The organism is Acinetobacter sp. 809848, from assembly GCF_000581275.1.
GTDB classification, from domain to species: domain Bacteria; phylum Pseudomonadota; class Gammaproteobacteria; order Pseudomonadales; family Moraxellaceae; genus Acinetobacter; species Acinetobacter pittii.
Genome location: NZ_JEXG01000032.1, coordinates 17,306 through 38,047 on the forward strand (window position 1 = coordinate 17,306; position 20,742 = coordinate 38,047).

21 protein-coding genes are annotated in these 20,742 nt (G+C 39.8%); 13 read left to right on the forward strand and 8 right to left on the reverse strand.

Annotated elements, in window-relative coordinates:
• Positions 1-3 precede the first annotated feature (3 nt).
• Positions 4-258, forward strand: a complete 255-nt coding sequence (gene csrA, locus J536_RS19170) for a carbon storage regulator CsrA (RefSeq protein WP_000906487.1) — start codon at positions 4-6, stop codon at positions 256-258.
• Positions 259-325: 67 nt separating this feature from the next.
• Here csrA and rnhB read toward each other — a convergent pair whose 3' ends face one another.
• Both rnhB and J536_RS19180 read right to left on the reverse strand, forming a co-directional pair.
• Positions 326-892 carry a ribonuclease HII gene (rnhB, locus tag J536_RS19175; protein WP_002163155.1) on the reverse strand — a complete coding sequence of 189 codons (567 nt, stop codon included), beginning with the start codon at positions 890-892 and terminating at the stop codon, positions 326-328.
• 70 nt (positions 893-962) lie between these two features.
• Complete coding sequence (locus J536_RS19180; RefSeq protein ID WP_002163174.1) at positions 963-1,352, reverse strand: hypothetical protein; 390 nt, start codon at positions 1,350-1,352, stop codon at positions 963-965.
• A 240-nt stretch (positions 1,353-1,592) separates the two neighbouring features.
• Between J536_RS19180 and J536_RS19185 the strand changes: the two genes are divergently transcribed.
• The gene (locus J536_RS19185; protein ID WP_032063651.1) at positions 1,593-2,150 is read left to right on the forward strand and encodes a cytochrome b; all 558 of its coding nucleotides are present in this window, start codon (positions 1,593-1,595) and stop codon (positions 2,148-2,150) included.
• Positions 2,151-2,194: 44 nt separating this feature from the next.
• Here J536_RS19185 and J536_RS19190 read toward each other — a convergent pair whose 3' ends face one another.
• From J536_RS19190 to J536_RS19200, 3 genes are all read right to left on the reverse strand, one after another.
• Entirely contained in the window at positions 2,195-3,193 is a 999-nt protein-coding gene (locus J536_RS19190; RefSeq protein ID WP_032063652.1) for an adenosine deaminase, read from the reverse strand.
• A 116-nt stretch (positions 3,194-3,309) separates the two neighbouring features.
• A complete protein-coding gene (locus J536_RS19195; RefSeq protein ID WP_032063653.1) occupies positions 3,310-4,629 on the reverse strand; it encodes an NCS2 family permease in 1,320 nt (439 codons plus the stop codon).
• Positions 4,630-4,951: 322 nt separating this feature from the next.
• Positions 4,952-5,179 (reverse strand): hypothetical protein, encoded by a 228-nt coding sequence (locus tag J536_RS19200; RefSeq protein ID WP_002163179.1) that lies wholly within the window; start codon positions 5,177-5,179, stop codon positions 4,952-4,954.
• A 604-nt stretch (positions 5,180-5,783) separates the two neighbouring features.
• Between J536_RS19200 and J536_RS19205 the strand changes: the two genes are divergently transcribed.
• Positions 5,784-6,506: a pirin family protein gene (locus J536_RS19205; protein WP_032063654.1), complete on the forward strand. Its 723-nt coding sequence runs from the start codon at positions 5,784-5,786 to the stop codon at positions 6,504-6,506.
• A 78-nt stretch (positions 6,507-6,584) separates the two neighbouring features.
• Here J536_RS19205 and J536_RS19210 read toward each other — a convergent pair whose 3' ends face one another.
• A complete protein-coding gene (locus J536_RS19210; RefSeq protein ID WP_002163161.1) occupies positions 6,585-7,205 on the reverse strand; it encodes a TetR/AcrR family transcriptional regulator in 621 nt (206 codons plus the stop codon).
• A gap of 524 nt (positions 7,206-7,729) precedes the next feature.
• On the opposite strand from J536_RS19210, the gene J536_RS19215 reads away from it, so the two are divergent.
• The 4 genes from J536_RS19215 (at position 7,730) to J536_RS19230 (ending at position 12,125) form a co-directional block, all read left to right on the forward strand.
• Positions 7,730-8,689 (forward strand): metal-dependent hydrolase, encoded by a 960-nt coding sequence (locus tag J536_RS19215; protein ID WP_005070390.1) that lies wholly within the window; start codon positions 7,730-7,732, stop codon positions 8,687-8,689.
• Positions 8,690-8,754: 65 nt separating this feature from the next.
• Complete coding sequence (locus J536_RS19220) at positions 8,755-9,588, forward strand: SDR family NAD(P)-dependent oxidoreductase (RefSeq protein WP_017386375.1); 834 nt, start codon at positions 8,755-8,757, stop codon at positions 9,586-9,588.
• A gap of 22 nt (positions 9,589-9,610) precedes the next feature.
• Positions 9,611-11,134 (forward strand): flavin-containing monooxygenase, encoded by a 1,524-nt coding sequence (locus tag J536_RS19225; RefSeq protein ID WP_032063655.1) that lies wholly within the window; start codon positions 9,611-9,613, stop codon positions 11,132-11,134.
• A gap of 112 nt (positions 11,135-11,246) precedes the next feature.
• Complete coding sequence (locus J536_RS19230; RefSeq protein ID WP_014206177.1) at positions 11,247-12,125, forward strand: class I SAM-dependent methyltransferase; 879 nt, start codon at positions 11,247-11,249, stop codon at positions 12,123-12,125.
• Between the two features lie 56 nt (positions 12,126-12,181).
• Here the strand turns inward: J536_RS19230 and J536_RS19235 are convergent, their stop codons facing one another.
• Positions 12,182-13,102: a LysR family transcriptional regulator gene (locus J536_RS19235; RefSeq protein WP_032063657.1), complete on the reverse strand. Its 921-nt coding sequence runs from the start codon at positions 13,100-13,102 to the stop codon at positions 12,182-12,184.
• Between the two features lie 237 nt (positions 13,103-13,339).
• On the opposite strand from J536_RS19235, the gene J536_RS19240 reads away from it, so the two are divergent.
• Genes J536_RS19240 through ttdB form a run of 3 tightly spaced genes read left to right on the forward strand, consistent with a single transcriptional unit; the run spans position 13,340 to position 16,192 of the window.
• Positions 13,340-14,638 carry an MFS transporter gene (locus tag J536_RS19240; RefSeq protein ID WP_032063659.1) on the forward strand — a complete coding sequence of 433 codons (1,299 nt, stop codon included), beginning with the start codon at positions 13,340-13,342 and terminating at the stop codon, positions 14,636-14,638.
• 49 nt (positions 14,639-14,687) lie between these two features.
• Positions 14,688-15,587, forward strand: a complete 900-nt coding sequence (ttdA, locus tag J536_RS19245; protein WP_000356537.1) for a L(+)-tartrate dehydratase subunit alpha — start codon at positions 14,688-14,690, stop codon at positions 15,585-15,587.
• Positions 15,584-16,192, forward strand: a complete 609-nt coding sequence (ttdB, locus tag J536_RS19250; protein ID WP_032063660.1) for a L(+)-tartrate dehydratase subunit beta — start codon at positions 15,584-15,586, stop codon at positions 16,190-16,192. The genes ttdA and ttdB overlap by 4 nt, the downstream gene beginning before the upstream one ends.
• Before the next feature lie 42 nt (positions 16,193-16,234).
• Here the strand turns inward: ttdB and J536_RS19255 are convergent, their stop codons facing one another.
• The gene (locus tag J536_RS19255; protein WP_032063662.1) at positions 16,235-17,248 is read right to left on the reverse strand and encodes an AraC family transcriptional regulator; all 1,014 of its coding nucleotides are present in this window, start codon (positions 17,246-17,248) and stop codon (positions 16,235-16,237) included.
• A 135-nt stretch (positions 17,249-17,383) separates the two neighbouring features.
• On the opposite strand from J536_RS19255, the gene J536_RS19260 reads away from it, so the two are divergent.
• From J536_RS19260 to J536_RS19270, 3 genes are all read left to right on the forward strand, one after another.
• Positions 17,384-18,871: a flavin-containing monooxygenase gene (locus tag J536_RS19260; protein WP_032063664.1), complete on the forward strand. Its 1,488-nt coding sequence runs from the start codon at positions 17,384-17,386 to the stop codon at positions 18,869-18,871.
• Between the two features lie 44 nt (positions 18,872-18,915).
• Positions 18,916-19,770: an SDR family NAD(P)-dependent oxidoreductase gene (locus J536_RS19265; protein WP_032056760.1), complete on the forward strand. Its 855-nt coding sequence runs from the start codon at positions 18,916-18,918 to the stop codon at positions 19,768-19,770.
• Positions 19,771-19,842: 72 nt separating this feature from the next.
• Complete coding sequence (locus tag J536_RS19270; RefSeq protein WP_032056761.1) at positions 19,843-20,736, forward strand: alpha/beta hydrolase; 894 nt, start codon at positions 19,843-19,845, stop codon at positions 20,734-20,736.
• Positions 20,737-20,742: the final 6 nt, after the last annotated feature.

A 20,742-nucleotide genomic window follows, 5' to 3' on the forward strand; every position in this document is an offset into this window, starting at 1 on the left:
AACATGCTGATTCTGACCCGCCGTGTCGGGGAAACATTAATGATTGGGGATCAAGTCAGTGTTACTGTGCTTGGCGTCAAAGGAAACCAGGTTCGTATTGGTGTGAATGCACCAAAAGAGGTTTCTGTTCATCGCGAAGAAATTTATCAACGTATTCAACATGAACGTGCAATGCATGAACACCTTCAACATCTTGATCAAGATTATCAAGTTTCTTATGAAGATGATAATTATGCACAGAAAAACTTCAATCGTTAGTATGAAGTTGTTCTCTCCCTAATTAAAGCGACTTTATAGTCGCTTTAAATTTTTTAAGTGGTTGTATTTATAGACCTAAAGCACGTTTAACAGGTGCGTAACTACGACGATGCTGATCAATCACGCCATGCACGGCAATCGCTTCAAAATGTGCTTTGGTTGGATATCCTTTATGTTTGGCAAAACCAAATAACGGATATTGCTGATCTAATTCTGCCATCTGTCGATCTCGTGTCACTTTTGCCAAGATACTTGCTGCACTAATTTCAGCATGGCTTGCATCTCCACCAACAATGGCTTCACAAGGAATAATAATTCCTTTCGGAATTTGATTACCATCAACGATCACTTTTTGAGGTTGAGTTTTCAAGCCGTCAACAGCGCGTTGCATAGCCAAAAAAGTCGCCTGTAAAATATTTAGTTCGTCAATTTCAGCATGAGTTGCTTCAGCAATTGACCAAGCTAAGGCTTTTTCTTGTATTTCAATAAACAACTTTTCACGTTTCTTTTCAGTTAATTTTTTAGAATCATTTAATCCTAAAATTGGATTATTCGGATCTAAAATAACGGCTGCTGCCACAACCGAACCTACTAAAGGTCCCCGTCCCGCCTCATCTACACCAGCAATAAACATCAACTCACTACCTTTAAACAAAAGAGGCTGATCAATAGTAATCAGCCTTCTTTAACACATAATTTATTAATTACTTTTGTAAAGCTTCTGCCACACAAGCATTTACAGTTTTAGAAACCACTTGGTTTACGATTGTAGCACGTGTATTTACATCAAGTGCAGCTGCAGCTAATTCTACTGCTGTCACACTGTTTGGAGCCTTTTCGCTCACACAACCACAAACATTGGTTTGGATGCTATCACGTTGCTCAGCAGTCATATATTTTGTTGCTGTTTTCCAAGCTGCGACATTATTAATCTCTGTAATACATTTCGCATTTACAGCAACCTTTAACGCAGCAACTCCCAATTGTTGAGTTGTGGTTTGTGCAGAAGCAGCACCTGTAGCAGTGCCTGTAGTTGTTGCACATGCTGTTAAAGCTAAAACAACTGGTGCTAGAGCGAGCATCAATTTTTTCATCATTTTTTCCTTTGATTGAACGTTGGCAGCGCGTATTGTGCCTAAACTCAACTTTAGAAGAAACAAATAATTTGATGCATTTATGCAAACTATTTTGCCGACCGAAACTCAGCTCATCAAATGCTTTTTTATGCAGTAAAACGTTCTGTTTTTAGCACGCTCTGTCACATTTAAAACATTTCTCAAAATCTGCGCTTTCCCCTAAAATCACAAATCAAAACGACAAAAAAAGGGTCTTTTATGCCTGCTGCTTCCTCTCACTATTACACCCGTACCGCACAAATTCTGCATTGGGTGATGGCAATCATTTTCATCGTCGCATGGGTTATTGGCTTTTATAGTGGAAATTTTTTAAGCTATGACGTTGATGGCAGCTTTAAAGGTGATGTGATTACGTTGCACAAGAACATTGCAACCACAATTATCTTTTTAGTAATTATCCGGATTTTATGGCGCTATACACATCCAGCTCCAAAACTACCTGACACCATGTCACCGATGATGAAAACTCTGGCACACGTGGGTCATCTATTCCTTTATGTAATTTTAGTGGCTTTACCTGTCACTGGTTGCTTGTTTAGTTGGAGTGCTGGTCACCCTGCCCCTGTTTTATATTTATTTGAAATTCCGCGTTTAGTGCAAGATAACCCAGAGCTTTTAGCTGTTGTTAAACCATTACATATTTATATTTCTTGGTTTGCAGGTTTTCTTATTGTTGGGCATGTACTTGCAGCTTTAAAACATCACTTTATTGATAAAGACAATATTTTAAATAGTATGACTAAACAGCCTAAATAAACCTGATGTATAAAAAAACCGCCTATCACAGGCGGTTTTTTTATTTAGATTTTTTGGATTTCTGCAATCCACTTTTGTTTCTCTTCATCTGAAATGAAAGAAGCCTCAAAAGAATTAATTGCGAGTTGTTTCAACTCATCATTGGTTAAATCTAATGCCTGTTGAATGGCAAAGAAATTATCATTCATATAACCACCAAAATATGAAGGATCATCTGAGTTAACCGTCACATGTACGCCTTTTTGTAAAAGACGGCGGATATTATGATCTTTCATATCCTTAACAACACATAGCTTTAAGTTACTTAAAGGACAAACCGTTAATGGCATTTTTTCATTAATTAAACGCGTCATTAATTGTTCATCCTCTTCAGAACGCACACCATGATCAATACGATTCACTTTAAGTAGATCTAAAGCTTCCCATACATATTCAGGAGGACCTTCTTCACCAGCATGAGCAACGATTAAGAAACCTTCTTCACGCGCCTTAGCAAAAACACGTTCAAATTTAGCTGGCGGATGCCCTACTTCACTTGAATCAAGGCCTACAGCAATAATATCTTGCTTAAACGGCAGCGCTTGTTCAAGCGTTTCAAATGCAGCTTCTTCACTTAAATGACGTAAGAAACACATAATCAGTTGAGAGCTGATACCAAACTTAGCTTTGGCATCTGCACACGCACGCTTTAAACCATTAATCACAGTTGAGAACGCAACACCACGGTCTGTGTGGGTTTGCGGATCAAAGAACATTTCTGTGTGAACGACATGATCTTCGGCACATTTCTCAAAATAAGCCCATGCTAAATCATAGAAGTCTTGTTCATGTACAAGAACATTCGCGCCAGCATAGTAAATATCTAAGAATGATTGAAGATTATGAAAGTTATAAGCTTGCTTTACTTCTTCAACAGATTTGTAAGGAATCTGAATCTGATTGCGCTGGGCAATTGCAAACATTAATTCAGGTTCGAAAGTCCCTTCAATATGCACATGCAATTCGGCTTTTGGTAAGGCGCGAATCAGCTCGACTTGATTCATATTAACTCCACGTCTAAAGAAAAAAGGGTGTGGTCAAAATCACACCCTTTTATAATTTTCTTCTTATTGAAAACTATGTCTAAGATAGCTCAAGAAGAAAATTATAAAAAATCATATTAACCGCCAAACACGATAAATTTAAATACCCAAAGCGCAGCAATAATCCATACCATGTACGGTACAGTTTTTGCCTTACCCGTGAATAATTTAACTAATGCATAGCTAATAAAGCCCATTGCAATACCATCAGCAATTGAATAGGTGAATGGCATAAATACAATGGTTAAAAATGCTGGAACAGCTTCAGTAATATCATCCCAATCAATGTGAGTGATTCCTTGGATCATCAACACACCAATGAACAATAAAGCTGGCGCCGTTGCAAAACCTGGTACAGATTGAGCAAGAGGTGCTAAAAATAAACAGCAGATAAATAAGATTGCAACCACAACAGCAGTTAAACCAGTACGTCCGCCTGCTGCTACACCTGAAGCTGATTCGATATATGGTGTAGTTGAAGATGTACCTAATGCGGCACCTGCAACGATGGCAGTAGAGTCTGCAAATAATGCTTTCTTCAAACGAGGTAATTTACCGTCTTGTAAAAGACCTGCACGGTGTGAAACACCAACCAAAGTACCTGTACTGTCAAACAAGTCGACAATAAAGAATACGAAAATGACGCCGACCATACTTGCTGTAAATAGACCTTCAAAGTCCATTTGTATGAATGTTGGTGCAATTGAAGGAATTTGACCCACTACACCCTTAAATTCATTTAAACCTAAAGCAGTAGCGATGGCCGTAACAACTAAAATACTAATAATGATTGCGCCACGAACTTTTAATTGGTGTAAAACCACAATCATTAAAAATCCGAATAGCGCTAATAATACTGTAGGCTGTTTGATATCGCCCAAACCGACTAATGTCGCTTGGTTATCAACAATGATTCCAGCATTTTTTAGTGCAATCAGTGCTAGGAACAAACCAATACCACCGCCGATTGCAAACTTAAGTGACATTGGAATCGCATTAACAATCGCTTCACGAATTTTAAAGAAGCTGATTGCAAGAAAGACAAGGCCTGAAACAAAAACAGCGGCTAAAGCTGTTTGCCATGGCACGCCCATTCCCATACAAACCGAGTAGGTAAAGTAAGCGTTTAAACCCATACCAGGGGCCAGTGCGATTGGATAATTAGCAATGATCCCCATTACTAAACATCCGATTGCTGCTGCCAAACAGGTTGCAACGAATACGGCACCATGATCCATGCCGGTTTCAGATAAAATGAGTGGATTGACAATAATGATGTAACACATCGTTAAGAATGTAGTTACACCAGCAAGAACTTCAGTTCGGAAAGTGGTTTTATTGTCGCTTAGCTTAAATAAACGCTCTAACCAGCCTGCCGAAGAATTGGGCGCCGCCATAAGTAGCCTCTATGCAAAATCTGAACTGTGGAATATTTACGTCTATGTAGGTCGCTGAACAATATTGTTTTTCTGTTCAGTCCTATAAACAAGAATCTCAAATTTAAGAAGCAACAAATATGCCACTCATTTGATTTCTAGCTTTATACATAGCAAACAACCACAGCCCCTCTTGAAACACAAAAAAGCTGCATAACCCCTATGCAGCTTTTTTACTATACGTTCAATAAGTTTAACAGATTCAACAGAAACATGATCAAAATTTATGAAAAGATATGACCAATGACACTGTAAAAAGTTAGAAATTTATAGCTCGTTATTGCTAGAAAATAATTTTTTTCTCGCCTATATATTGTTGCATATGAAAAGAAGCTAAATTGCTGTGATGAGCATGATTCGGATTTCGTTCGATACTTTGCAGGTTTTTTTCAGCTTCTTGTATGATCTGCATTAGCTCTTGATGTCTTTTATTTTGAGTATCTAAATAAGCCCAATACCCTAATACAAAGACGATACCCACACACAACACTATTAATACTTTATTGATCATTATTATTATCTCTATGTTTTTAATGTTAATGATCTTAACAAAAAATTATAGCTTTGTGAATATTTTCACATTTATTTACAATAACACACTCTTATTCAAATTATTGAAAATAAAAGTTATTTTAAAAATATCATTAAAAAACCTACTAAATACTAAACTTTTCCATTGAAAAGTAATTTTATTTAATAAGAGCTTATTTTAGTTATTTTTAATATTATCTTTTTATCGGTTTTAACTCTTAAGTTATTTTAAAGATAGTGCATAGACAAATGTGTATATGGCTTGAAATTTGTTTTTCTTTGCTAAGCTTTAAATGAGATAAAAAGGAGCTATTTTCGTTAATGTACTTTTCTTTAAAATTGTTTCTTTAGCGACTAATTTCTATGTTGCATGTTTAGCATGGAAAGTAAAAATTCATCTCAAAGAAATCTTCATCTTATTTAAAAATATTTTTCTCCTTTAACTCTATTGGTTGACTAGCAAAATTACGTCCAAGTTTCATCGTTCTATAAATCGCACCAAGCTTTCTATTTTCATAGCTTCACTCCAATAAACGCTACGATAAACTGTACTCAGATAAAAAATTAAATCAGGAGAATACATCATGTTTGATATGCGTTTATCTCACGAGCGTGGTGCAGCACATCATGGTTGGTTACAATCAAAACATAGCTTTTCATTTGCTAACTATTGGGATCCTAAACAAGTTGGTTTTTCGGACCTCCTTGTAATTAACGATGATAACGTTGCTCCATCTAAAGGCTTTGGTACTCACCCTCACCGTAATATGGAAATTATTTCCTATGTACTTGAAGGTGCATTAGAGCATAAAGACTCGATGGGTACAGGCTCTGTGATTGTGCCGGGTGACATTCAGCTGATGAGTGCAGGTCGTGGCGTTGCTCATAGTGAATTTAACCACTCAGCTCAAGAAGGCGTTCATTTCTTGCAAATTTGGGTTGTTCCAAATGAAGTGAATACAGAGCCAGGCTATCAACAAGTTCATATTGATGAAGCAGACAAACGCGGTAAATTGCATTTGATCATCTCACCGAAAGGTGGCGAGAAAACTTTATCGATCAAACAAGACATTAATATTTACTCAGGTCTTTTTGATGGTGAAGAAACTGCTGACTTTGTGATTCCTGATGGTCGATATGTGTACCTACACGTTGCTAAAGGTCGTGTTGATGTAAATGGTAAAACCTTTAACACCGGCGATGCTGCACGTATTCGTGACGGTGGAAGCTTATCGTTTACCAATGGTGATAACGCCGAAATTTTGATTTTCGATATGCGTCCTGAAGAAGTTCCAACCATGCCATAAGATCAATCAAGCCCTCACATAAACTTTTATGTGAGGGCTTTTTATCGTTACTTGGACTTATAAAAATTCTAACTCTGCTCAATGCTCTTCTGAACGTGCCATCTCTGTATTGATATAACTCATGATCATAGTAGTTAGCCCCTGTACCATCTCATCAAAACTAATATAAGGGTTTGGCAAAATAAGATGCCGTGCGACATTAAAAATTCCACTATTGATACAAATATAGGTAATTACAGGCAAATTATTAATTTTTAGGTATTTTGGATTATGCATCATATATTTCATGATGACTTCCATTAAAGCCTGTTCAATTTTGGGAATGTATTTGTCGTACTGCAATTCTCCTGCATAACGTAAAACAGTCAAATAACGGTCATTATTTTTCTTTAATAAATCACTAAAAGTATAAAAAATCATTTCGATGACAGGCTCTAACTCCAACTGTAAAATTGTCGGTGTAAGCTCTGTAATCATGTCCAGAATTTCCCGAACAAAAAAGTGATTCATTGCATCATAAATTTCTTCTTTATTTTTAAAATATTCGTATAAAGACCCGACACTCACTCCTGCAATTTCTGCAATATGACGTGTCGTGGTTCCACTCGGTCCATGAAGTGCCACCGCAATAAAACCTGCTTCAATAATCGTGTCGACAGTGACTTTGGCTCGAGTTTGACGAGGTTTACGCGTAGTCATACGATCTAATCAATAATCCGAACATAAAGTCAGATTAGCATGTAATTTGACTGGGTAGAAATAAAAAAACAAAATCCGAATAGTTGTCAAACTTAAGTGAAAAAACTGAGAAAAATAGATCTCAATTTATCAATCAATTGATGTTTTAATTCATTATTTCCAGAGATTAGAAATAAATTTAATTTATTATTTTTCAAAAAGATAAAATCAATTTATTTAGAAAAATTATTACAAGAAATGTCTATAAAATACTTTTATATGTTTAAGAATTTACCCGAATTGAATCCGAACATAATGTCAGATTAATATGAAAAAATTAAAGAAGAGTCATTCAGCAGCTCTTGTCTGCCTCGGTTCTTCTTCCGTTATTCAGCCAAATAATCAAACAAATAACGGAGCAACAACACCGTAGTCAATGCAGAAAATCATCTGTTTTTGAAAATGGAATTTTACAGTGCTTTGTTGATCATTGAGTTTATTGATTTTCATCAAAATGCACCACTACTTTGCCTCAGGGTGTCGCCATGATCTCGACCGCAGTTAAAAAATCATTCAACAAGCTTAAATTTCAGCGTGAAATTGAGCTACCAGATTTTGCTAGCAAAAGTTCAATTCCAATCAGACATTTAAATATTGGTTTTGATGGTAAAGAAATTGATGTCAGATTCTATATGGACAATCAATTTGCTACTTTGTTTTTTGCCACACTTTCGGTGTTTTTAACTTACGGTGAAGATCTGGTTATTGAAACCGCTCGCCATCACCGTGAATTTATCAAAGATCCAATATTAAAGCAGCGAGTAACGTCGTTGATTGGCCAAGAAGCAATTCATTCTAAATTGCACAATGAATATAACGATGCCCTTCAAGATGCTGAATATCCTGTCGCGCTGTATCGTTTTCTTGGCTCAAACTTCTTTAAGTATGTTTTCTTAAAGTTTCCACAGCCACTCAAATTATCAATGATGGCGGGTATTGAGCATTTTACTGCGGTACTTGCTGAATACATGATGAAGCACGAAAAGAACTTCTATTATTCAGATGACGAAAAAAGCCGTGCACTTTGGATGTGGCATATGCTTGAAGAATCTGAGCATAAAGATATCGCCTACGATGTATATCAACTTTTAAATGGTAGTTATGCACTACGTGCGTCTGGTTTCTTCCTCGCGCTATTTACCATTTTAGGTTTAATCCCTGCGACTACATTATTTGTGCCTGTGTTAAGAAAGCCACAAGAGATGCTGACTTTGAAATTCTGGAAAGATGCTCGTCGCGGTGTAGGCTTAATCTTTGGTCCAAAAGACGGAGTTTTCGGCAGTACGATTGGTCAAATTCTTGACTACTTACGCCCAGACTTTCATCCAAATGATCATGATACAACTGAATATCTTGAGTATTACAAAAAGAAATTGCTGACCGAAGGCGGCGCAATTGCTCCTTACTTTGTTAAAGAATTTACCCCACCAGTACGCATGTCTTAATCGTCCTGCATTTCCAGCTATCAAAGAGGTAGCTGGTATCTCTTCAAGCTATTTATGGATGAATCATGATTTTATTTGGCAAAAAGAAAGTTAAACCAAGCCAAAAAGCTTATGCCGTAGTGACGGGTGCAGGCAGTGGGATTGGTAGAAGTTTTGCAATTGAACTTGCGAAACGTGGTGGCAGCGTAGTGTGTGCAGATATTAATCTGGAAGCTGCTGAAGAAACAGTAAAACTTCTTGAACAAGAAGGTGCAAAAGCTTTTGCTATGCGCTGTGATGTAGGTAATGCTGAACAGGTTAACCATCTCGCTGAAACTGCTGAAATCTTGCTTGGGCACCCTGTAACTCTTGTCATTAATAATGCTGGAGTAGGTTTAGGCGGTAAATTTGACGAACTCAGCCTAGAAGACTGGAACTGGGTCATGAATATTAACCTTTGGGGTGTTATTCATGGTTGTCACGCATTTGTTCCCAAGTTTAAAAAGTTAGGTTACGGCGCGATTATTAATGTGGCATCTGCGGCATCTTACACGGCTGCCCCAGAAATGACTGCTTATAACGTGACTAAAGCGGGTGTGCGTGCGCTTTCAGAAACGCTTTCTGCCGAACTACGTAAGTTTAATATTAAGGTAAACGTGCTCTGCCCGACGCTGGTACCCACCAATATCATTAAAAATGGTCGAATTCCAGGACGCTATTCAAAGCTTGCAGACCATGCACTGATGAACTATGCGCTGACCACAAGTGATGATGTTGCAAGATTAACCCTTAATCGCCTTGATCAGGATGAGATGTATACCATTCCTCAAATTGATGCGAAGTTATTCTGGCTTATGAAACGAGCATCCCCAAGCTTGTATACCAAGTTCCTTGGTACATCGTACAAATTATTTAAATAAGAAATTTATAGGTAGTACACATATGACTGCGCAAATGAAAACAAATGCATCAGCAAAAAAAGCTGTCAAATCACCAAGTCATATTTTCGATACTTTTATTGTGGGTGCGGGCATTTCAGGGATCGCTGCTGCCATTCGCCTAGATCAAGTTGGTTATACCAATTATAAAATTATTGAAAAAGCTGGCCGCGTGGGTGGAACATGGCGTGAAAATACCTACCCAGGTTGTGGGTGTGATGTACCTTCTGCTCTTTATTCTTACTCATTTGCACCAAGTGCAAAATGGAGCCATTTATTTGCGCGCCAACCAGAAATATTAAGTTATCTGGAAGATGTGAGTAACGAATTTAATGTTACCTCTAAAATCGAGTTTAATAGCGAACTGCTCAACGCAGCGTGGGATGACTCACGTCATGTGTGGGTACTTGACACCACTACTGGTCAATATTTATCTAAAACCGTTATTTTTGCCACAGGTCCAATTACCGAAGCTCAAATTCCACGTCTTGAAGGCTTAGAAACATTTAAAGGCGAAATGTTCCATTCAGCGAAATGGAACCATGATTATGATTTGACAGGTAAACGCATTGCCGTGATTGGTACTGGCGCATCTGCCATTCAGTTTGTGCCACAAATTCAACCAAAAGCGAAAGAACTGTTTGTGTTCCAACGTACAGCACCTTGGGTATTACCAAAACCAGATACAGACTTGGGCGAGTTTAGTAAATCAGTCATTGCTAAATATCCGGCTATTCAGGCGAGCTGGCGTAAAAGTGTAGCACTAACGCTAAATGCAATTAACTTTGGTTTACGTAATCCACTTGCCCTAAAACCAGTCAATGTGTTAGGTAAGCAATTACTTAAATTGCAAATTAACGACCCAGTGCTACGTAAAAATGTAACGCCAAACTTTGACATTGGTTGTAAACGTATTTTATTCGCTAATAATTACTACCCTGCACTACAAGCATCGAACACGACCCTGATCCCTCATGGTTTAGTGAAGGTTGAAGGCAATACAGTGGTTGCTGCTAATGGTGAACGCCACGAAGTTGATGTGATTATTTGGGGTACAGGTTTTGAAGTATCTCACCCACCAATTGGTAAACGTGTCCACAATGAAAAAGGTCAATGTTTACAAGATATATGGAAAGATAGTTCACCAGAGGCTTACTTAGGAACCAACATTGAAAATGTACCAAATGCATTTTTAATTTTAGGACCTAACGTACTGGTTTATGATTCTTTCATTGGTTTAGCAGAGGCACAGCTCGACTATATCGTAGATGGCTTATTGAAAATTAAAAACAAAGGAATTAGCAAGTTAAATGTTAAATCTGATGTGATTAAAAAGCATAATGATTTAGTACAAAAGCACTTACAAACAACGGTATTTAATAGCGGCGGATGTAAGAGTTATTACCTTGATGCCAACGGTCGTAACTTTGCTGCATGGCCTTGGTCATTGAAAAAACTTAAACAACGTTTGAAAAAAGTAGATTTGAAAGATTATGAAGTGACGTATCAAACGACAAAAACTCACTAATTTGTATTTTCGATCAAATCAGTTGTAAGAAATAGGCAGTGTATTTTAGTTTTTCATGAAATACACTGCCTTCTTCGTTGAATATCTTCAAGAAATAAAAAAACAGGATAAAATGAAAGAAGGACAATCAAGCCGTACTGCTGAAGCCGCTGCTGCATTACGGGCCAATCATTTTCAAAATACACAGAACCCTGTATTTTCAGATCCTTATGCTTTTGAACTAACCAGTAAAGGCTGGAAAAAACTTCTCTCTAGTTCACTGATTATTAAAGTGATGAATTCTGCGGTTTTAAACCGTACTTTAGGTCTACTTACTGGACAAGTGGTCGGTCGCTCTCGCTATGCCGAAGATTTACTTGCTCAGGCAGTTCAACAAAATACTCAACAATATGTATTAGTGGGTGCTGGCCTAGACTCTTTTGCACTACGTGAATCACACCATTATCCTACTTTGAAAATTTTTGAAGTTGATCATCCTGATACTCAAGCGGCCAAACAAGCCAAGCTAAAAAAGTTAGGAAATATTCCTACTACCGTTGAGTTTGTCGCGATTAACTTTGAAAAAGAGTCTATTTCGGAAGCTCTGATCAGAAGTCTCTATGATCAATCTGCTCCTGCATTTTTTTCATGGTTAGGCACAACGCACTATTTAAACCCCGAAACCACGCTGCAAACTTTAAAAAGTATTGCTGAATTTGCCGCAAACGGTAGCGAAGTGGTACTCGACTATTCGACCGATTTTCAGGAATTAAACGGTATTGAGCGACTTGGAAGTATAGGCGTTGCACAATTTACCCATTTGCTGAAAGAGCCTTTACTAGGTCAATTTAAACCAATAGATTTACATCAGGCCGTGGAGCAGATGGGATTTGAAGTAGTCGAAGACTTATCAGGTGAAGCCATTACTGAACGATATTTTAATGCACGGACCGATGAAATTCGCCACACCTCAGCAACACGGTTATTGCATTTGCGTTTAAATAGAAACTAATGTTAAAGCCAACTTAAACTTTAAGTTGGCTTTTTTAATTGAGGTTAATACCATCGTTACCAGCTTGAACGCGGCTTTGGCCCATCGACATGCTGATTTAAAAATTGGCGTAAATGATCTAGAAAATGCGCGACTTTAGGTGACAGATTCAGTCTCTCTAAATACACCGCATAGACATCTGCTGGTGGTGTCTCATAATCTTCAAGCACTTGAACTAATCTACCACTTCTTAAATATTTTGCTACGTCCCACTCTGCTCGCATCAAAATACCATAGCCTTCTAATGCCCAATTTAATGCGACTGCACCATCATTGGTACTCAGTTGCCCATGAACTTTAACGGTTTCAACTTGTTTGCCATGACTTAACCGCCAATTGCCATAAGCAGAATCATTTTGCCGAATCACAATACACTGATGCTGCGTTAAATCATGGGGAGTGAGCGGTTGCCCTGCCGTTTTTAAATAGCTAGGTGAGGCACATAATAAACGGCGGTTGGCTACCAATTTTTTTGCAATTAGACGTGAATCGGGTATTTCGCCAAAGCGGATTGATACATCAATGGCTTCATCTGGCAGATTAATCGGGCGGTCTGTTAAATGCAGTTGGACATCGACATCAGGATAGATTTTGGCAAATGTAGAAATCGCTGGCGCAATATAAGAACGACCAAAGCCTAAAGGAGCATTCACACGCAATACCCCTTTGGGTGCTGCCCGACTACTTGAAACCAAACGCTCCATTTCATCAATCTCTTTTAAAATACGAACCGCATTTTCAAAGTAGACCTCACCTTCACTGGTTAAACTAATTCGCCGTGTTGTTCTATTTAAAAGCCTTACTCCTAAACGCTCTTCAAGTTGAGTTAAACGTCTAGAAACCGCAGGTGGAGTCAAGTTTAACTCTCGTGCCGTCGCGACAAGACTTCCTTGTTTGACCAATAAACAAAAGAAAGCTAATTCCGTATCTGCATTCATGATTATTAAGTTTTTTGCAATAGTGATTTAACTTTATATCGATTCATCAGTTTTTTAAAGGGTTTAACATCCATTTCAATGTTTCCCGACATAAGCCATCTCTTGTTTAAGAGCATAACAATGTCCGCAGAAGGAATGCTGTGGATCAACGGGAAAAGCCATCTAGCCGAATCAATAGCGGTAAAGAAAGCGAAAACTACCAATCAGGATTGGTAGTCATGAATATGGAGTCATGACATGGAAATGGATATTGAAAAGCGAACGTTACGTCGAATTACTTGGAGAATCGTACCGTTTATTATGTTGTTATACCTTATAGCCTATATCGACCGCGTCAATATTGGTTTTGCCGCACTCACCATGAAAGAAGACTTAGGCTTTACCGCCTCGGTTCTCGGGTTTGGTGCCGGAATTTTCTTTTTGGGCTATTTCTTATTTGAAGTCCCGTCCAACATTATTTTGCATAAAGTCGGCGCCCGCATCTGGATTGCTCGAGTCATGGTGACTTGGGGTCTGATTGCAGCTGGCATGGCCTTTGTAGAAAGCTCAACTAGCTTTTACGTTATGCGATTTTTACTCGGTGTTGCCGAGGCTGGCTTCTTTCCCGGCATTATTCTGTACTTAACTTACTGGTTTCCTGCACGACATCGCGCTGGTGTGATTGCTTTATTTATGGCAGCCGCCCCAATTGCCACAGCAGTTGGTTCACCAATCTCTGCCGCGTTACTTGAAATGCATGGAATTTGGGGTCTCGCTGGCTGGCAATGGATGTTCATTATTGAAGCAATACCCGCACTCATCTTAGGCGTTGTGGTTTTTAAATATATGACTGACCGCCCTGAACAAGCCACTTGGTTAAAACAGGATGAACGCGAATGGCTTGTAAAAACCATGAAGGAAGAAGATGTAGGAAAAAATGCTCATCAGCATCACAGCATTTTTCGCGGTCTTGCCAACCCACGAGTACTTGCCCTTGCATTGATTTATTTTGGAACATCAGCTGGGCTTTATACGCTCGGTATCTGGGCACCACAAATTATTAAACAGCTTGGCGTAACGTCTATGACTGTGGGGCTTTTAAATGCCATTCCACCAATCGTTTCTGTCATTGCCATGGTTTTATGGTCTCGACACTCTGACCGCACCAATGAACGTACATGGCATGTTGCTCTCGCGTGTTTAACCGCAGCAGTTGGTCTCGCAATTGCAGCAGGCACACACAATATCATTGGATTAATTGCAGCACTTACTATTGTGAATGTCGGTATTAGCTGTGCCAAGCCACCGCTATGGAGCATGCCAACCATGTTCTTGTCAGGATCAGCCGCAGCAGCAGGCATTGCCACGATTAACTCAATCGGAAATTTAGGCGGGTTTGCAGGACCTGCCATGATCGGCTGGATTAAAGATCAAACTGGAGATTTCACAGGCGGACTCTATTTTGTTGCGGGCTTACTGATTATCTCGACCTTACTAACACTAGTGCTGAGCTTCTCCCAAAAAGTGAAAGTAAACGCTGCCAAAGCAACCCAATAACCCTTTTTACACCAATTAGATCTGAACAAGTTTCTTCAAGGAGCACAACATGGACAAAGATATTGCAGTCCAGTCCCTTACGGACACCATGGCCAAATTTACGGCTTATATTGGAAAACGCCTACCTAAAGATGTGAAAAGCAAGTTAATTGAACTGCGTACTTTAGAAACCAATCCATTGGCTAAATCAGTTTATGACTCGATGGAAGAAAATCAGCAAGCTGCGGATAAACTCAACCGCCCAAGCTGCCAAGACACGGGTGTTATTCAATATTTTGTTGAAGCAGGTGCTAACTTCCCTTTGCTTGGTGAACTTCAAGATATTTTGAGCGAAGCAACTGCTGAGGCAACTCGTATAGGTCCTTTACGTCACAACGCTGTGGAAACCTTCGATGAAAAAAATACGGGCACAAATACAGGTACTCAAATTCCATGGTTAGACTGGCGCATTGTGCCTGAACTCGACACTTGTACCATTGATGTCTATATGGCGGGTGGCGGTTGTACACTACCGGGTGCGGCAAAAGTTTTAATGCCAGGTCAAGGCTATGAAGGTGTTGCTGAATTTGTGATGGATGTTATTACCGAACGCGGTGTAAATGCCTGCCCACCGTTACTGGTTGGTGTAGGCGTATCAACTTCGGTTGAAACCGCAGCTCGTCTTTCTAAACTCGCGATTATGCGTCCGGTTGACTCAACAAGTGAGAACCCACGCGCTGCCTTAATGGAACAACTGTTAGAACAAGGTCTTAATGAAATTGGTATTGGTCCTCAGGGGCTCACAGGGAATAACAGCGTAATGGGAGTCAATATTGAATCTTCTGCACGCCACCCATCAACCATTGGGGTTGCCGTAAATACAGGTTGCTGGGCACATCGCCGTGGCAAAATTAAGATTAATCCAGATATGTCGTATGAAATCTTGTCTCATGAAGGAGTTGTACTATGAAAAAAATTCTGACAACTCCTATTAAAGATGAAGATCTTTTAGACCTTAAAGTTGGTGATGTGGTTTATTTGACTGGCCGTTTGGTAACTTGTCGTGACGTTGCCCATCGCAGACTGATCGAACAAGGTCGAGAACTACCAGTTAATCTTGAAGGCGGAGCGATTTTTCATGCTGGCCCTATTGTGCGCAAAAAAGGTGAAAACGACTTCGAAATGGTTTCGATTGGCCCAACAACCAGTATGCGAATGGAAAAATTTGAACGAGAATTTATCAAACAAACTGGCGTTAAGCTTATTGTGGGTAAAGGCGGCATGGGGCCAGAAACAGCTGCCGGCTGTCAGGAAAATGTTGCGGTTCATGCCATTTTTCCAGGTGGATGCGCAGTGCTCGCAGCAACTTTGGTTGAAGAGATTGAAGGCGCTGAATGGCAAGACCTAGGTATGCCAGAAACCCTTTGGATTAACCGTGTGAGAGAATTTGGTCCGCTCATTATTTCTATCGACACCAAAGGCAACAACCTGATTCAACAAAACAAAGTTGAATTTCAAGCCAAGAAAGCACCGATTTTAGAAAAAATCAGTAAGGAACTAAGCTTTATTAAATAAACTGCTCTTTAATGAAGGGAAAGCAAAAGCACCCTTCATTTTTTATTTTTGTACTAAACGCATGGCATGAGGTGTTTTCCCATGCCATCTTTTATAAGCATGAATAAAGCTGGCAGGTTCTGCATAACCTAACCACTCGGCTATTTGCTCAACCGAAGCTTTTGGTAATGCCAAATATTGCTCAGCTAGAACTTGCCTGACTTCTTCACGTATCTGAATAAAAGTCATCCCCTCTAATGCCAAATGACGGCGTAAGGTTCGTGCATTTAAATGCAATCGGTCAGCCACGATTTGCATAGAAGGCATTTCCCCTCGCACGTTCATCAATTGCTGTTGCACTAAGGTTGTAAATTTATTTTGTGATTGGCGTTTCTCTAATATTTGTCGGCACTGTTCTTCAGCTGTATGTAAAACCAATTCATTTGCCATAAGCAACTTTTGGTCTACTTTTTGCGGATCCAGAATTACAAAACTTTTCGCAGCGCCAAATTCAGGCATGACTCCAAATAAATTCCGATATGGCTCGGCATCACCTTTGAGTTGAAAAGAAAAAGCCAAATACTGGCAAAAATTGTCCTGCACCAAATCTCGCTGTACCGTAATGAGTGCAGCGGCATCGCGTTCAATAATGAATTGACGCACTGAAGATGGAATATCTTGCTCATCAATTTCGATACGGATTCCTTGCGGTGTATCCGACACATCAAAGCGGGTAAAAGCAAAGGTTAAAGTAAAATAGGTTAAAGCCAAATCCAGTGCTTCACGAATGCTCGCACTACTCATCAGAGCCATACCTAATGGTCCAAATGTGGTGAAATGATAGCGTGTGCCCACTTCTAAGCCTAATGTCGGTCTGCCTCCTAGTTGCTCAACCAAGTTATGAATCAGCTGTAATTCCTGATGGCCTGTCACCACCATATTAGGGTCGAGTAATTGTTGTTGGCTAAGCCCTGTCCCTTGCAAAATCGTCTGATAAGAAATGCCTGATTCCACCGCAAAATCAGCCATTAACCGAACACTATGTACACTGCGTTCAAAAGCCCATGCATACTTCACTATATTGCTCAGAATGTCCTCGAATCACAATATTTTGTCCTCATCCATCCTCTAAATCAAGCAAATAAACGTCTATTCTGCATACAGGAAATTGCGATTTTTTCGCTCACTGTTTTTAAGGATTTAGAGCAGCCCATGTTTAATTCGTCGTCTAATTCAAATAAAAATGTACGCATCGCTATTATTGGCACTGGTTTTGGAGGCTTAGGTTTAGCCATTCGACTCAAACAAGCAGGTTTTGAACAATTTACCCTCTTTGAAAAAGCTGCTGATGTTGGCGGTGTCTGGCGTGACAATACTTATCCGGGCGCTGCCTGTGATGTGCCTTCTCATCTGTATTCCTTTTCTTTTGAGCAAGAGCTAGGCTGGAAAAATCGCTATGGGACATCTCAAGAGATTTATCAATATTTACGCCACTGTGCGGATAAATATGATATTCGTCCACATGTTCAATTTAATACTGAAATTGCCAGTGCTGAATTTGATGCCCTGCAAGGTGTATGGCACATTCAAAGTACGACTGGCGAACAGTTTGAAGCTGAGTTTCTAGTCGGTGCGGTAGGCCAACTTAACCGCCCTGCCTATCCAAAACTTAAAGGCATTGAAAACTTCAAAGGTAAGGCATTTCACTCAGCACGTTGGGATCATGAGTATAACTTAACTGGCAAACGTGTTGCAGTGATCGGTACAGGTGCAAGCGCAATTCAATTTGTACCTGAAATTGCAAAACAAGTTGCCCATCTCGATGTTTATCAACGTTCAGCACCTTACGTGATTCCAAAACCGGATCGGGTTTACCAGCCTTTAGAGAAAAAGGCTTTCCGCAAACTGCCAATTTTGCAAAGTCTAGACCGCGCCTTGCAATATGGACACCATGAAATTCGCCTACTTGCTTTTACAACTTCACTCAATGAAATGCCGTTGGTGGAATATTTATTCCAGCGTCACATCCGTAAAGTTGTTAAAGATGGGAAGTTACGCCACCGCCTAATGCCGGATTACCCAATTGGCTGTAAACGTATTTTAATCTCTAACCATTGGTATGAAACACTGACCCAGCCTCATGTCGATGTGATTAATACGGGCATTCAAGAAATTACTGAAAACGGTATTTTAGATACAGACGGAAATCTGCGTGAAGTCGATACCATTATTTATGGTACGGGCTTTGCCGCAACGGAATTTATGGCGCCAATGCAGATTACAGGTCTTGATGGCCGCACCTTAAAAGACACATGGAAAGATGGTGCAGAAGCTTATCTCGGTTTAACTGTGAGCGGCTTTCCAAATTTCTTTATGCTCTATGGTCCAAATACCAATCTTGGGCACAACTCAATTGTGTATATGATTGAAAGCCAAGTGAATTATATTTTAGATGCCATTCAAACAACCCTACAAAACAAACTTCTGTTCACCAATGTTCGTGCAGAAGTTCAACATGAGTTTAATCAAAGCATTCAAGAAAAAATGAAAAAAACTGTCTGGGCACAAGGTTGTACCAGTTGGTATCAAACTGCGGATGGCAAAAATACCAATAACTGGCCAGGTTTTACTCTTGAATATCGACAACGTACTCGTCGCTTCGATATTGAAAACTACACTCAGGTTTCGGCTATTTCTTAAACAAGCTTCACCATAGGAAATGAGAAAAATAAACGGAGAATTTTATGAAGTCTTTTAAAAATAAAGTCGCAGCTGTGACAGGTGCGGGTTCTGGTATTGGACAAGCACTTGCCATAGCACTCGCAAAACAAGGTTGCCATCTGGCACTTTCCGATATCAGTGAAGCTGGATTAGCGAAAACAGTCGAGCTGTTGGCACCCTATTCTGTCAAAGTCACCACTCAAAAAGTTGATGTGGCTAAGCGTGATGAAGTTGCAACTTGGGCAAAGACAGTAGTAGATGAACATGGCCAAGTTAACCTGATTTTTAATAACGCTGGTGTCGCAATTGGTAGTACGGCTGAAGGTGTGAGCTACGAAGACCTTGAATGGCTGATTGGTATCAATTTTTGGGGCGTAGTTTATGGAACCAAAGAGTTTTTACCTTACTTAAAGCAAAGTGGTGACGGGCATATTATTAATATTTCCAGTATGTTCGGCTTAACAGCTCAACCAACTCAAAGTGCTTATAACGCTAGTAAATTTGCCGTTCGTGGCTTTACTGAATCATTGCGCCAAGAACTTGATATGCAAAATGCTGGAGTGAGTGCGACCTGTGTGCATCCGGGTGGTATTCGTACCAATATTGCCAAAGCTGCCCGCATGAATAATAGCGTCCAGTCTTTAGGAATGGATCCTTTAAAAAGTCAGGATGCTTTCGATAAATTACTTCGCACCCCTGCTGATGATGCCGCTCAACAAATTTTAGAAGCTGTTCGTAAAGATCGTCGCCGTTTACTTATTGGAGCCGATGCGAAAGCCGTTGATATGATTCAACGTATTCTGCCACAAGGCTACCAAAAGATTTTTGCAACTGCCACTGCCTTGCAAACTCGCCTACTCAACAAATCAGCAAAATAAAAATAGTGGTCAGCATACTCTTCATTTTAAGAGATGCTGACTGACATTAAATGCTTAGTATGAGTCCTTATTATGAAGCAGCTTCTTGCATGGACTATTCGTACCACACTACGTCCAGCTTTATCCCCTAAAACACCACTAAAGCTACAACGTTTTTGTAGTGATGCAGCCAGTGCAATTGTGCTTGGGCCACGTGGCTATAAAACAAAAAAGCAAACCATCGCTCAAGTACCGACAGTCCATATTCAGCCCAAAACGACTCAATCAGGCGTCGGCATCTTGTATTTACATGGCGGAGGCTATGTGGTGGGTAGCTCAAAAAGTCACACCAAACTTGCGGCGCAAATCGGACATGCAGCTCAAGCACAAGTCTGGTTACCTGAATATCGCCTAGCCCCTGAGCACCCAAGCCCTGCTGCTATTGAAGATGTCGTTGCAGTCTATAAAGCTTTACTTGCCCAAGGACAAAACCCGAAAAAACTCGTGATTGCTGGCGATTCTGCGGGCGGTGGACTGAGTTTAAGTACTGCAATTGTAATACGAAATGTAGGGTTACCGTTACCAGCGGCATTAGTTTTACTTTCACCTTGGGTTGACTTAAGCCTCTCTGGAAGCACGATGAAAACTCATGCTGCTCAAGATGCGATGCTATCAGAGGACTGGTTAGCTTGGTGTGCAAAAAACTATTGCGGACAAAAATCGCTAACCGATCCAATCTGTTCCCCACTCTATGCTGACTTAACTGGTCTACCTCCTATTCTAATTCATGTCGGTACCGAAGAAGTCTTATTGGACGATGCAAAACGTCTCGCTGAACAAACCGAAAAGTATGGTATTCCGACGAACTTGAAGGTTTATGACCGAGTCGGGCATGTTTTTCAGTTTCACGCGGGTATACTAAACGAATCTAATGACTCGATTGAGCGCATTGGGCAATTCATTGATAAACATACACAGTCAATATAAAAATAT